This is a genomic window from Bradyrhizobium sp. DOA1 (assembly GCF_001593325.1).
Lineage (GTDB): Bacteria > Pseudomonadota > Alphaproteobacteria > Rhizobiales > Xanthobacteraceae > Bradyrhizobium.
Window position 1 is genome coordinate 2,745,572 of the sequence record NZ_JXJM01000001.1, and the last position, 13,987, is coordinate 2,759,558.

The 13,987-nt window shown below is 65.4% G+C and carries 10 protein-coding genes and 1 tRNA gene; 4 read left to right on the top strand and 7 right to left on the bottom strand.

Annotated elements, in window-relative coordinates; translation table 11 throughout:
- The 3 genes from SE91_RS13050 to SE91_RS13060 form a co-directional block, all read left to right on the top strand.
- A partial coding sequence (locus tag SE91_RS13050) for a ClpB D2-like domain containing protein (RefSeq protein ID WP_502687137.1) occupies positions 1–243 on the top strand: 243 nt, incomplete at its 5' end.
- A 319-nt stretch (positions 244–562) separates the two neighbouring features.
- A complete protein-coding gene (lon, locus tag SE91_RS13055; RefSeq protein ID WP_008547850.1) occupies positions 563–2,986 on the top strand; it encodes an endopeptidase La in 2,424 nt (807 codons plus the stop codon).
- 68 nt (positions 2,987–3,054) lie between these two features.
- Positions 3,055–3,459, top strand: coding sequence for a GFA family protein (locus SE91_RS13060; RefSeq protein ID WP_060736225.1), 405 nt, complete (start codon positions 3,055–3,057; stop codon positions 3,457–3,459).
- Positions 3,460–3,581: 122 nt separating this feature from the next.
- Here the strand turns inward: SE91_RS13060 and SE91_RS13065 are convergent.
- The 3 genes from SE91_RS13065 to SE91_RS13075 all read right to left on the bottom strand — a co-directional run bounded on the left by SE91_RS13065 (position 3,582) and on the right by SE91_RS13075 (position 6,240).
- Positions 3,582–3,658, bottom strand: a tRNA-Val gene (locus SE91_RS13065).
- Between the two features lie 289 nt (positions 3,659–3,947).
- The gene (locus SE91_RS13070; protein WP_245318445.1) at positions 3,948–4,241 is read right to left on the bottom strand and encodes a hypothetical protein; all 294 of its coding nucleotides are present in this window, start codon (positions 4,239–4,241) and stop codon (positions 3,948–3,950) included.
- A 142-nt stretch (positions 4,242–4,383) separates the two neighbouring features.
- On the bottom strand, positions 4,384–6,240 hold the full coding sequence (locus SE91_RS13075) for a caspase family protein (RefSeq protein WP_061847869.1): 1,857 nt from the start codon (positions 6,238–6,240) through the stop codon (positions 4,384–4,386).
- A 311-nt stretch (positions 6,241–6,551) separates the two neighbouring features.
- On the opposite strand from SE91_RS13075, the gene SE91_RS13080 reads away from it, so the two are divergent.
- Positions 6,552–7,409, top strand: a complete 858-nt coding sequence (locus tag SE91_RS13080) for a class I SAM-dependent methyltransferase (RefSeq protein ID WP_061851109.1) — start codon at positions 6,552–6,554, stop codon at positions 7,407–7,409.
- A 123-nt stretch (positions 7,410–7,532) separates the two neighbouring features.
- Here SE91_RS13080 and SE91_RS13085 read toward each other — a convergent pair whose 3' ends face one another.
- From SE91_RS13085 to ihpA, 4 genes are read right to left on the bottom strand one after another with little or no spacing between them, the layout of a single operon-like run.
- Entirely contained in the window at positions 7,533–8,522 is a 990-nt protein-coding gene (locus SE91_RS13085) for a cation diffusion facilitator family transporter (protein WP_061847870.1), read from the bottom strand.
- 2 nt (positions 8,523–8,524) lie between these two features.
- A complete protein-coding gene (locus SE91_RS13090) occupies positions 8,525–11,743 on the bottom strand; it encodes an efflux RND transporter permease subunit (RefSeq protein ID WP_061847871.1) in 3,219 nt (1,072 codons plus the stop codon).
- Positions 11,736–12,713 (bottom strand): divalent metal ion exporter adaptor subunit IhpB, encoded by a 978-nt coding sequence (gene ihpB / locus SE91_RS13095; protein ID WP_008547842.1) that lies wholly within the window; start codon positions 12,711–12,713, stop codon positions 11,736–11,738. The genes SE91_RS13090 and ihpB overlap by 8 nt, the downstream gene beginning before the upstream one ends.
- Positions 12,710–13,984, bottom strand: a complete 1,275-nt coding sequence (ihpA, locus tag SE91_RS13100; protein WP_061847872.1) for a divalent metal ion exporter subunit IhpA — start codon at positions 13,982–13,984, stop codon at positions 12,710–12,712. The genes ihpB and ihpA overlap by 4 nt, the downstream gene beginning before the upstream one ends.
- Positions 13,985–13,987: the final 3 nt, after the last annotated feature.

Consider the following 13,987-nt stretch of genomic DNA (forward strand, 5'->3'; position numbering starts at 1 on the left):
GAGCTGACCTTCGCCGACGAGGCGCTTGGCGCGGTCGCCCGCAAGGCGATCGAGCGCGAGACCGGCGCGCGCGGCCTGCGCTCGATCCTCGAAGCGATCCTGCTCGAGACCATGTTTGACCTGCCGGGCCTGGAAGGTGTGGAAGAGGTCGTGATCTCGCGGGAAGTCGTGGAAGGCACGGCGCGTCCGCTCTACATCTACGCCGATCGGTCCGATCGCGCGGTCGAGAACGCCAGCGCCTGATCGGCGCTGGAAACGCTCCAATCGTCTCATCAAATCGGGCTGCGGACATGTATCTCCGCAGCCGGTGTTGCGTCGCTTATCGCGTTGCGTAAGCGCCTGATGGCGCGCGTTTTTCAATGACTTGACACCCCCCTTGTCGATAGCCACCTAATGTCGGCGGCGAGCGAAAATTCTCTTCAAGATTCGCCTCAGTTCCGATCCGGCAAGCCGGTCCAACGCGCAAACGGACCGACCGTCTTGCGGATCACCTCGGCACCTTGTGGCGGTTGCGCATGATCAGCGGGCTGCGTGCGAGGGGGCAAAGCAAAAGGAAAAGGCCATGACTAATCCAAAACCCAGGCCAACCATCGTCCATGGAGAAACGCACGCTTATCCTGTGCTGCCGCTGCGCGACATCGTCGTCTTCCCGCACATGATCGTGCCGCTCTTCGTCGGCCGCGAGAAGTCGATCCGCGCGCTCGAAGAGGTGATGAAGAACGACGCGCTGATCATGCTCGCGACGCAGAAGAACGCGTCCGACGATGATCCGGCGCCCGATGCCATTTACGAGACCGGTACGCTCGCCAGCGTGCTCCAGCTCTTGAAGCTCCCTGATGGCACCGTGAAGGTGCTGGTCGAAGGGCTCGAGCGTGCGCGCGTGCAGAAGTACACCGATCGCGCGGACTACTATGAAGCCACCGCCGTCGCGCTCGCCGACACCGATGCGAAATCGGTCGAGGCCGAGGCGCTGGCACGCTCGGTCGTGTCCGATTTCGAGAGCTACGTGAAGCTCAACAAGAAGATCTCGGCCGAGGTCGTCGGCGTCGTGCAGGCGATCACCGATTTCGCCAAGCTTGCCGACACCGTGGCCTCGCATCTCGCCGTCAAGATCGCCGATCGCCAGGGCATCCTGGAGACGCTGTCCGTCACCACGCGCCTGGAGAAGGTGCTGGGCCTGATGGAGAGCGAGATCTCGGTGCTGCAGGTCGAGAAGCGGATTCGTTCTCGCGTCAAACGACAAATGGAGAAGACCCAGCGCGAGTATTATCTCAACGAGCAGATGAAGGCGATCCAGAAGGAACTCGGCGACGACGACGGTCGCGACGAGCTCGCCGATCTCGAAGAGAAGATCTCCAAGACCAAGCTCTCCAAGGAAGCGCGCGAGAAGGCGCAGCATGAATTGAAGAAGCTGCGCCAGATGTCGCCGATGTCCGCGGAAGCGACCGTCGTGCGCAACTATCTGGACTGGCTGCTGTCGATCCCGTGGAACAAGAAGTCCAAGGTGAAGAAGGACCTGGAGGCCGCGCAGGCCATCCTGGACTCCGATCACTACGGGCTAGAGAAGGTCAAGGAACGCATCGTCGAGTATCTCGCGGTGCAGTCGCGCGCCAACAAGCTGACCGGGCCGATCCTGTGCCTCGTCGGGCCTCCCGGCGTCGGCAAGACCTCGCTCGGCAAGTCGATCGCGAAGGCGACGGGGCGCGAGTTCGTGCGCGTCTCGCTCGGCGGCGTGCGCGACGAGGCCGAGATCCGCGGTCATCGCCGGACCTACATCGGCTCGATGCCCGGCAAGATCATCCAGTCGATGCGCAAGGCGAAGTCGTCCAATCCGCTGTTCCTCCTGGACGAGATCGACAAGATGGGCGCTGATTTCCGCGGCGACCCGTCCTCGGCTCTGCTCGAGGTTCTCGACCCCGAGCAGAACGGGACGTTCAACGACCACTATCTCGAGGTCGACTACGATCTGTCCAACGTGATGTTCATCACTACCGCGAATACGCTCAATATTCCGGGCCCGCTGATGGACCGCATGGAGATCATCCGGATCGCGGGCTACACCGAGAACGAGAAGGTCGAGATCTCGCGCAAGCATCTGATCCCGAACGCGGTGTCCAAGCATGGCCTGGACTCCAAGGAGTTCTCGATCGACGACGACGCGTTGCTGCTTCTGATCCGCCGCTACACCCGCGAAGCGGGCGTGCGTAACCTGGAGCGTGAGCTCTCCACACTCGCCCGCAAGGCGGTGAAGGAGCTGATGATCTCCAAGAAGAAGGCGGTCAAGGTCACCGAGAAGACCCTGGAAGAGCTGCTCGGCGTGCCGAAATACCGCTTCGGCGAGATCGAGAGCGAGCCGCAGGTCGGCATCGTCACCGGCCTTGCCTGGACCGATGTCGGCGGCGAGCTGCTGACGATCGAAGGCGTCATGATGCCCGGCAAGGGCAAGATGACGGTCACGGGCAATCTGCGCGACGTCATGAAGGAGTCGATCTCGGCGGCGGCGTCCTACGTCCGCTCGCGGGCGATCAACTACGGCGTCGAGCCGCCGCTGTTCGACCGGCGCGACATCCACGTGCACGTGCCGGAAGGTGCGACGCCGAAGGATGGTCCGTCTGCGGGCGTCGCCATGGCCACCGCGATCATCTCGGTCATGACCGGCATCCCGGTCCGCCACGATGTCGCGATGACCGGCGAGATCACGCTGCGCGGCCGCGTGCTGCCGATCGGCGGCCTCAAGGAGAAGCTGCTGGCTGCGGCCCGCGGCGGCATCAAGACGGTGCTGATCCCCGAGGACAACGCCAAGGATCTCACGGAGATTTCCGATGCGATCAAGGGCGGCATGGAGATCATCCCGGTCTCCCGCCTCGACGACGTCGTCGCCAAGGCGCTGGTGAAGAAGCCGACGCCGATCGTCTGGGAAGAGGACACCAAGGTGACGGTGAAGCCGGACGGGGATGAAGCCGCCGGCGGTCTGACCGCTCACTGATCTCAAGCGAAAGATGATAAAACGGCGCCTTCGGGCGCCGTTTTTGTTTGGGGGAAGGGGACGCGGCAATGCAGATCGACGGGCAATGCCATTGCGGGAAGATCACCTTTGAGGCCGAGATCGATCCGGAGGAGGTCTCGGTGTGCCACTGCCGGGACTGCCAGACACTGACCGGCTCGCCGTTCCGCGTGACTGCGATCTGCACCAAGGCTGACGTCCACCTGACCGGCGGCACGCCAAAAATCTACGGCAAGCGCGGCGACAACGGCCGAATGCGCTTTCAGCACTTCTGCGCCGATTGCGGTTCCCCGCTGTTCACCAGCGGCGAGGGCGACCAGGCTGATGATTGGGGCATTCGCTGGGGCGCTATCCGCCAGCGCGACCAATTGCGGCCCGTCAGGCAGATCTGGTGCCAGTCCGCGGCGGTGTGGATCGACGCCGTGCCGCTGCTGCCGGGCAGGCCGGGGGATTGAGGGCCGAGATTGGCGAGCCCGCCTTCGCCCGTTGGGTTTCGGCGCGACAGCCTTCGCTCGCTTCGCGCTCATGGCCTGCGCTGCTGGCCTGCCGAGCCGTAGCTCGCGAAGCGAGCGAAGGCTGGTGGGCGGTCACGGATTCGAACCGCGGACCCTCTCGGTGTAAACGAGATGCTCTAACCAGCTGAGCTAACCGCCCAATGGCGCCTCTTTAGCGCCCCGGCAGGTGCCGAAGCAAGAGCCGAGCGCGCCCGATCCGGGGCCAATTGCCGGCCTGTTAGAGCATTTGTGCCGGACATGAGAAGCCCCGCAGCAGGCCGCTGCAGGGCAAATCTCCTTCGTGCTGCGGATCGCGTCTTTCGGCCGAGGAGACGGCGATCATGCTCGGCCGCAGTGCACGGCCTCGAAGCTCGCCTGGTCTCAGGCCGTCTTGGTGAACATCGTCAGCACCCCATCGGCGATGTTGATCGCGACGACTTGTGCCGAGCTCAAGCCCTTGGCTTTGAGCATCGAGCGGCCTGCGGTGTGGCGTCGATAGACTGCCGGAGCGACTGGATGTCCTTCTCGGTCGTTTGCGCCACGAGTTCATCGACCTTGGCGCGCACGGCCGGCTGCAATTCCTTGACGTCGACAACCTGTATGCTCCGGATCACCGTGCTGGACTGCGTCGACGGCTGTTCCGTGCCGGATTGCGAGGATGCGCCCTGCGCCTGCACAAGAGTCGGTGTTCCCAGCGAGAGAGCTGCAACGATGACAGATGCCGTGAAGCTGCGCATGGTCATGCCTTTTCCAGTTTGAGGAACCGCGACCCTAGCGGGGAAATCTGGTTGGCATCTGATTCCGATGTGGCGGTTCGGTGAAACCAATGCGGCCGCAATGCGCGGGTATGAGACGCTTGTGTCGGGTCTGGGCCCAACGCGCAACTCAGTTGCAGACTTCAACGTTTGTGTATCCTCCCATATTCCCCTTCGCAAAGACCGCCGGCGAGTTCAACTCGAGACGGCAGCCGGGCCGGACCGGGCGGCAGCCGGCATGTCCGCACACGATTTGCCCACTCGATTGCGGTTTCGACGGAGCAGCTTCGGTTTTCTTACGTTCTGTGTCTCGCGCAGTTGCGTCGTCGCGCTTGGCGATGGGCTTTTTGTCCTGCACCTTCTCGCATTCATTGTCGTCATTGACGCGGTAGCCGGCGCGGCAGGTGATCTTCACGCAGGCGTCGCCATCGGCCTTGAATCCGCGGTCGCAGGTCAGCGGGCAGACGCGGCCCGGCTTGACCTTGATTGCGTCCAGCGCTTCGAAGCTGGCGAGCTTGGGATCGAATTTGGTGCCGGCGTATTTGTTGAACAGCGTCAGCGAACGTTGTGATGCAGCGTTCCAGTCGCCGTCTGCTGAGGCCGTTAGACAGCCGACGCGGCGGAGTTCCGACTGCACCAGTTTTGTCGTTTCCTGCGGAGACGTCGCCGGCGGGGTTGAAGAGGGCGCAACCGCCGCGACCTTCTGCTCTGCATTGCCTGAGGCCTGTTTCTCCGCGGCCTGCTTCGCAGCGAGCTCTGCTGCGGCCTTGTCGCTCGCGAGTTTCTCAGCCAGCGCCTTCTCGGCGGCTTGCTTGTCAGCGAAGACCTTCGCTGCTGCCGCCTCGGCTTCTTTCCGCCGCTGCTCGGCTGCGGCCGCCCTGGCTTCCTCGATCTGCTTGGCCTTCTCGGCCGCAAGGCGCTTTAACTCGGCAGCTTTGGCCGCGGCTGCCGCCTTCTCCTGCTCGGCCTTGTTGGCCCGCTCGGCAGCGAGCCGGGCCTTTCCCTCTTCCGCCTGCCGGGCCTTATCTGCAGTGGCGGCGCGGATCTCTTCGGCGACGATCTTGTTCATCTGGCCTTTCGCGAGATCGGCATAGAAGCCGCTCGGAAAGCGGTTGAGGAACGCCGTCCATCCGTCACGCGTGCCGAGCTGAAGCGCCAGTTCGTAGTCGCGTCGGATCTCGCTGTCAGGGTTTGCCTGTGGACCGGTGACAACCGGCTTCGCCGCCACCAGCGGCACGTCATCGCCGCCCAGCGAGCCGTAGACATAGGGCTCCTGCTTGTAACCAGTGTTCTTGAGAACGTCGTCACGGACGAAGCCGAACGCCTTGCGCAGGTCGAGCCCGGGCGTGGGCAGGCGTTCGACCAGGGCTGCGGCAAACGGGCTGTTTCTGGAATCGCCGTCGGAGGCGGTCGAGCCGGCCTTGGCCGCGAAGGCGATCATGGTGTTCGGGCTGCTCGGCTCGACCTTGGCGAGGCCGCGGCCGATGGCGCGTGCGGCGACCGTCCGTTTCATCGTCTTGGCGAACGGGTTATCGCGGCAGGCATCGAGAATGACGAGGCGAAGCTGCTTGGCCGGCTCGATGGCGAACAACACCCGGTCGAGCGGGAAAGCCTCGTCGAACACGTCGGCGTCGGTTTCCAGCGCGGCATCGGTTGGGATGAGGTAGTTGTTGCCGTCAAGCTCGATGCCGTGGCCCGCATAATAAATAACGGCGACGTCGGCTTCGCGCGCCTTGCTGCCGAACTCGCGCAGCGCCTTGCGCATGTCGACGACGCTCAGGTCGAGCTTGACGTCCACGGTGTCGAACCCGGCCTTCCTGAACATGCCGCCGACAAGGGAAGCGTCATTCACCGGATTGGCGAGCCGGGGTACGCTTTTGTAGGCGGAATTCCCGATGACGAGAGCAACGCGCTTTTCCGCATGCGCCGATCCGCAGCTGAGACACAGGACCGTCAATAAAAACAGGAAAATCCGAATCGCGCCCATTGCCGCCCCAAATCGCAATGTGATCAGAGTAGTCGCAGAGTGTCATCGAGGCAAAGGACAGCTATGTGATCAACGTCACAGGCGCCCGGGCCGGCCGGCGGATCTCATTTATCGCCATTGCTGCCGGACGTGCCTGCGCAAAGCACGGCGCTTGAACAAGAGTGGTTCGACCATCGCAATCTGGTAATTACGGCGCGCTCGCTTTGGCTCCTTGAAAGGGTGCGCCTGCCTTCCCGACGTGATATCGCCGCTGTGCGGTCTTAGAACCGCGACGGGACGGGCATTCGCGAATGGGAACGACCGGGGACATCATGCAACAGCCGAGCGGACACGCAGAGAATGCCGATCAGATCGCCTATTGGAACGGGCCGAGCGGGCAGCGTTGGGCCGATCGTCACGCGGCGCAGGAGAAGCTGCTCGGACCCATCGCTGACGTGCTGATCGACCGTGCCGAGCCAAAGCCGGGCGAGCGCGTTCTCGATGTCGGCTGCGGCTCCGGCGCGACGACGTTCGCGTTCGCGAGGGCGGTGGCGCCTGATGGCTTTGCGCTCGGGCTCGACGTCTCCGAGCCCATGCTGTCGCAGGCGCGTGCGCTGGCGCCGAAACGCCTGCCGCTCGATTTCGTGTTGGCGGATGCGACGGTGCATCGGTTCGAGCCGGCGAGCTTCGATCTGCTCGCCTCGCGCTTTGGCGTGATGTTCTTCGCCGATCCGATCGCCTCCTTCACCAATCTTCGCCGCGCGCTGACGCCGAGCGGGCGGCTCGCCTTCGTCTGCTGGCGCGAGCCGAAGGAAAATCCGTGGATGATGACGCCCTTGATGGCGGTCTATAAGCACGTCCCCAAGATGCCGCCGGTCGGGCCCGAGGAGCCCGGTCCGTTCGCCTTCGCCTCTGAGGAGCGCGTGATGCGTATCCTGAAGGGCGCTGGCTTCGTGGACGTCGCGATGCAGCCGCACAATCTTCCGATGGATATCGCGATCGGCGGCGGGCTCGAGGCGGCGGTCGACGGCGCGCTCCAGATCGGCCCCGCCAGCCGTGCGCTCCAGGGCCATCCACCGGAGACCTACGAGGCCGCGAAAGCCTCGATCCGCGAGATGCTCGCGCCGTTTTTGAAGGGACAGAGTGTGGCGTTGCAGGGTGCGATCTGGATCGTGACGGCAAAGGCGTAGGCCGCAGCTCTCTCCGCCGTCATTGCGAGGAGCACTTGCGACGAAGCAATCCAGACTATTTCCGCGGAAGCAGTCTGGATTGCTTCGCTGCGCTCGCAATGACGGCGTGGAGGCAGAGTCGCTTCACACCACATCATCCGGCGCCAGTGCGCAGCCATTGTCTGGATGCGTTTCCACCTGAAGCGTGGTGTGGCCGATGCGGAATGAGGTCTTGAGGAGCTGCGCCGTCTCCATCAAGAAGGCGTCGCCGGTGCCCGCGGGCATCACGAGGTGGCAGGTGAGCGCGGTCTCGGTCGTCGAGATCGGCCAGACGTGGAGATCGTGGATCGCCGACACGCCAGGACGGGCCAGCAGGAACGCCCTGATCGCGGCGAGGTCGGTGCCCTTGGGAGCGGCGGCCATCGACATGTCGATGGAGCCGCGCAGGAGGCTGGTCGTGCTCCAGAGGATGGTGGCGCAGATGACGAGGCTGGTGACGGGGTCGAGCCAGAGCCAGCCGGTCCAGATGATCAGCGCCGCCGAGACCACGACGCCGAGCGAGACTGCGGCATCGGCGGCCATGTGCAGATAAGCGCCCTCGATATTGATGTCGTCCTTGCGTCCGCTGGCGAACAGCAGGGCGGTAAAGCCGTTGATGAGGATGCCGATGCCCGCGACCACCATCACGGTAATGCCTGCGACCGGCTCGGGCTGTTGCAGGCGCAGGATCGCCTCCCAGCCGATCGCGCCGGTCGCGACCAGCAGGAAGACCGCATTGGCCAGCGCCGCCAGGATGGTGGAGGCGCGCAAGCCGTAGGTGAAGCGGCCGCTCGGCGCGCGCTTCGCCGCGATCGAGGCGCCCCAGGCCACGACGAGGCCGAGCACGTCGGACAGGTTATGGCCGGCGTCGGCGAGCAGGGCGGTGGAGTTGCCGATATAGCCGTAAGTCGCCTCGGCCACGACCAGCGCGATGTTGAGCGAAATGCCGATCGCGAACGCCTTGCCGAAGCTCGCGGGGGCATGGACGTGCCCGTGAGCATGGCCGTGCTCGTGAACATGGCCGTGCTCGTGAACATGATCATGCGAATGGCCATGATCGTGGTGATGATGCCCATGATGGTCGTGGCCGGCCACCCCTAGCGCTCCCTGGAAGCTGCCAAATCGGGCGCCATCGTAGGCGTTTCGCTCGCCGCGTCACGGCGGAACAGCACATAGAGTGCCGGCAGCACCAGGAGTGTCAGCATGGTCGAGGAGATGATGCCGCCGATCACCACGGTTGCGAGCGGGCGCTGCACCTCGGCGCCGGCGCCCGTGGCGAGTGCCATCGGCACGAAGCCGAGCGAGGCGACCAGCGCCGTCATCAGCACCGGGCGCAGCCGCGTCAGTGCGCCCTCGCGCACGGCATCCACGACGGAGTACCCTTCGCTGCGCAGCCGCTCGATGAAGGCGATGATGACGAGGCCGTTGAGCACGGCGACGCCCGACAGCGCGATGAAGCCGACGCCGGCGCTGATGGACAAGGGAATGTCGCGCAGCAGCAGCGCCGCGACACCGCCGGTCAGTGCCAGCGGCACGCCTGAAAACACGAGCGCCGCATCCGCCGCCGATCCCATCCCCATGAACAGCAGCAGGAACACCAGGAGCAGCGCCACCGGCACCACGATCGTCAGCCGCTTGGTTGCGGAGACCAGTTGCTCGAACTGTCCGCCCCAGCCGATCCAGTAGCCCGGCGGCAGCTTGACCTTCTCGGCCACCGCCACCTCGGCCTCGGCGACGAAGGAGCCGAGATCGCGGGCGCGGACATTGGCGGTGACGACGATGCGCCGCTTGCCGTTCTCGCGGCTGATCTGGTTGGGCCCGGGCGTCGCGTCGACGGTCGCAACGGACGACAGCGGCACATAGCGCATCTGGGTGAGCGGGGAGGCGGCCAGCGCTGCTCGAACGGCCGTGCCGGAGCCGGAATCCTCACCGGGCGGGAGCGGAATCGGGATGGCCCTGATGGCCTCGAGATTGCCGCGCAGATGCTCGGGCAGGCGGACCACGATCTCGAAGCGGCGGTCGCCCTCGAACAGCTTGCCGGCCGACTTGCCGCCGACCGCGATCTCGACGATGCCCTGCACCTCGGCGACGCTGAGCCCGTAGCGCGCGAGCGCCTGGCGGTCGAGGCGCACGGTGAGAATCGGCAGGCCAGCGACCTGCTCGATCTTGACGTCGCTGGCGCCGCGGATGCCGCGGATCGCGGCCTCCACCTGTTTGGCGGCGCCGTGCAGGATGTCGAGATCGTCGCCGAAGATCTTGACGCCAACGTCGGTGCGCACGCCGGAGATCAGCTCGTTGACGCGGAACTGGATCGGCTGGGAGATCTCATAGGCGCTGCCGGGAATCTCGTCAGCGGCATGCTCGATGGCCTCGATCACCTTGGATTTTGTCTTGTGCGGATCGGGCCATTCGCTGCGCGGCTTTAGCATGATGTAACCGTCGGTCTGTGCCGGCGACATCGGGTCGGTCGCGATCTCCGCGGTGCCGATGCGGGTGAAGAACTCCTTTACTTCGGGGATCTGCATGATGCGCTTTTCCAGCGCCTTTTGCAGGTCCAGCGATTGAGTGAGGCTGGTGCCGGGAATTCGGATCGAAGCCAGCGCGACGTCGCCTTCGTCGAGGCTCGGAATGAACTCACCGCCCATGCGCGCGGCAGTGATGCCGCTCGCGACCACGATGACGACGGCCATGATGGCAACCGCGGCGCGATTGTCGATGGCAAAACGGAGCAGGGGAAGATAGGCGCGCTTCGCCGCCCGCATGAACAGGTTCTCGTGCTCGGACACCTTGCCGGTGACGAAAATGGCAACCGCTGCCGGCACAAAGGTGATGGAGAACAGCACGGCCGCGCCGAGCGCCATCAGAACGGTCATGGCCATCGGCGTGAACATCTTGCCTTCGACGCCGGTCAGCGTCAGCACCGGCAGGTAGACCACGGCGATGATGAGAGTTCCGAACAGGCTCGGCTTGATGACGTCGCTGGAGCCGCGCAGGATCGCGTCCAGCCGTTCGGAGGTCGTGAGCAGCCGGCCTTTCTCGCGCTGGGCGGCGGCCAGCATGCGCAGGCAGTTCTCGACGATGATCACGGCGCCGTCGACGATGATGCCGAAGTCGATCGCGCCGAGACTCATCAGGTTGGCGCTGACCTTGGTCTCGACCATACCGGTGATGGTCATGGCCATGGACAGGGGGATGACGCAGGCCGTGACCAGCGCGGCGCGGATGTTTCCGAGGATCAGGAACAGCACGGCCACGACCAGCGCGGCGCCTTCCAGCAGATTGTTGCGGACCGTGCGGATGGTGGCTTCGACCAGATCGGTGCGGTCGTAGACGGTCCGCGTCACGACGCCCTCGGGCAGCGATTTGGCGATATCTTCGAGACGGGCCGCGACGCGGCGGGCGACGCTCCGGCTGTTCTCGCCGATCAGCAGCATGGCGGTGCCGAGCACCGTCTCTTCGCCGTTCCACGTCGCCGCGCCCGTGCGCAGATCGCGGCCTTCCTTCACGGTGGCGACGTCCCTGATCCTGACGGGATTGCCGCCGCGCGAGCCGATCACGATGTCCTGGATCTCATTGACATTGCCGACCTGGCCCGGCGAGCGAACCAGATATTGCTCGCCGTTGCGCTCGATATAGCCGGCCCCGACATTGGCATTGTTGGCGGCGAGCGCCGTCATCACGTCGCGAAAGCCGAGCCGGTAGGCCATCAGCTTGCCGGGATCCGGCAGCACGTGGAATTGCCGCTCGAAGCCGCCGATGGTGTTGACTTCGATCACCCCCGGCACGTTGCGCAGCTGCGGCCGGATGATCCAGTCCTGCACGGTGCGCAGATCGGTCAGCGAATAGTCGTGGCCGCCTTGCGTCTTGGCGCCGGCCTTGGCCTCGACGGTGTACAAGAAGATCTCGCCGAGTCCGGTCGAGACCGGGCCCATCGCGACCTCGACGCCGGCCGGCAGCTGGTCCTTCACCTGCTGGATGCGTTCGCCGACGAGCTGGCGCGCGAAGTAGATGTCGGTGCTGTCCTTGAACACGATCGTCACCTGGCTGAGGCCGTAGCGCGACAGCGAGCGCGTGTAGTCGAGCTTCGGCAGGCCGCCCATCGCGGTCTCGACCGGGAAGGTGATGCGCTGCTCGGTCTCCAGCGGCGAATAGCCGGGCGCGCGCGTGTTGATCTGAACCTGGACGTTGGTGATGTCGGGGACGGCGTCGATCGGAAGGCGCTGGAAATTCCAGGCGCCGAAGGCGAGGGCGCCGAGCGCGAGGACGAGAACCAGCCAGCGCTGTTGCAGCGAGACGGCGATGGGACGCTCAATCATGCTCGGCCTCGCCCTTGCCCATCTCCGCCTTTACGACGAAGCTGTTCTCCGCGACATAGTGCTCGCCGGCTGCAAGGCCAGCCTTGATCTCGACGAACCGCGGATCGGAATCCCCGAGCTCGACCGGGCGCGCCTCGATCTTGTCGCCCTCCTCGCGGACGAACACGATGGTCCTGTTCTCCAGCGTCTGGATCGCGCTTCGGCGCACGGCGACCGCGACGTCGCGCGCGGCGAGGATCAGCCGCGCCGTGACGAACAGGCCGGGGCGCAGGCGTCCGTCCGGATTTGGCAGCACCACGCGCGCCAGCGCCGTCTGGGTCTCGCTCGATCCGATCGGCGCCATGTAGGAGATCTTGCCCTTGATCTCGCCGCGGCCGTCGTCGGGATCGATCAGCACCTCGTCGTTGAGGCGCACGCGCCGGAGGTCCTGCCGGTAGATCGACAGGTCGACCCAGATGCTGGAGAGGTCGGCGACGACGAAGGCCGGCTTCTGCTCGGAGGCGTATTCGCCGAGCGAGATCTGGCGCTCGATGATGGTGCCGGCGATCGGCGCCTTCAGTTCGTAGACGGTGAGGCTTTGGTTGCTCTCGATCGCGGCTAGCAGATCGTCCTTGCCGACCTTGTCGCCGATCCGCTTCAGGATCGATTTGGCGATGCCCGGAAAGCGCGGCGTGACCTGCACCACGGCTTCCTGATTGGCGCGCAAGATGCCGTTGAAGGCGAGCGTGTCGGTCAGTGTCGCGCTTGCGGCTTCCGCCAGCGTGACGCCCGCCGCGGCCAGCTTGACGTCGGAGATGCGGATACGGTCGGCACCGTGCTCGTCCTGCTCGACGCGATCGTTGGGCTTCTTGTGTTCGGAATGCTCGGCGTGCTCGGTGTGCGCGTGCTTGCTATCGGCGAGCAGGGAATAGCCGTAGGCGCCGAGCGCGGCGGCCACGATCGCCACGACGATGGTGGAAGACGTCTTCATCGCGCGCTCTCCCGGGCCAGCGCAAAGGGATTGCCGACGAGGCCTTCGATGATGGCCACGCCCGCATGGAAATTCTGCAGCGCCTCCTGCTCGCGCAGCCGCGCCTGGCTCACGCTCGCCTGTGCGTCCAGCACTTCGAGCAGGGTGAAGCGGCCCTGGCCGTAGCCCTGCGCGATCGCATCGGACGCTTCGACGGCCTTGGGTATCGCGGTCTCGCGCAGCACGGCGAGCTCGCGCAGCGAGCCCTGGAGCGAGTCGTAGGCCCGGCCGGCGATCACGATCAGCGCGTTGCGGTTGGCCTCGCGCTCGGCTTTGGTCTTGGCGAGGCTTTCCTGCGCGGAGAGGATGTTGCCCTGGTTCTGGTCGAACACGGGAATGGGCACTGAGACGGTCAGTCGCGCCGCATCGTCGTTGGTTTCGTTGTAGTGGCGCCAGCCGGCCGCGATCCGCACGTCGGGATAAGGCCTGAGCCGGGCCAGCAGCAGCTCGGCATTGCGCTGGGCGTACACCGCGGTCCAGCGCACCAATTGCGGATTGGCATCGATGGCGGCGACGACCGACTGGAACGTCGGTGGCCGCCCGGTGGTGTCGAGCCGGCCGGAGACCTCGCCGAATTTCGTCGCGGGATCGCCCATCAGCACCGCAAGCTCGCGCCGCGCGCTCGCCAATGTCGCTTTGAGGCGCTCACGGTCCGCCTTGACCAGCGCAGAGGCGACCTCGGCGCGGCCGGTCTCCGCCGGCGAGGAGGCTCCTGCCTCGACGCGGCGGCGGAGCAGCGGCGTCAGGCGGTCGATCGCGGCGATCTGCTCGTCGAGGATCTGGATGCGCCGCTGCGCGCCGAGCACGCTGAGGAAGGCGATCGCGGTCTCGGACAGCACCTCCAGCCTGACCGCCTTGCGCTGGATCGCGGCGACTTCGATACCGGCCTGCCCGGCCGCGATCCGTGCCTCGCGCTTGCCGAACAGCTCGAAGGCCTGGCTGATCTGGAGGGTGGTCTCGGCCGATCGCGTCCCGCGATATCTGCCGGAGCCGAAGGAGTCGTCCTGCTCATAGGTGAGTTCCGGATTGAGCAGGGCGCCGGCCTGGATGCGCTGGCCCGTGGCGATGCCGACGTCACGCTCCGCCGCCGTCAGCCGCGGGCTCGCGGCCAGCGCCCGCGACAAGGCGCTGCGCATCGTCAAAGTTTGGGCGTGAGCCGGTACAAGTGCCGATCCGACAATCAAGCACGCCGCCGCGCACGCGAAGCGCGCAGCCATTCCCCTGCGAAACATGAA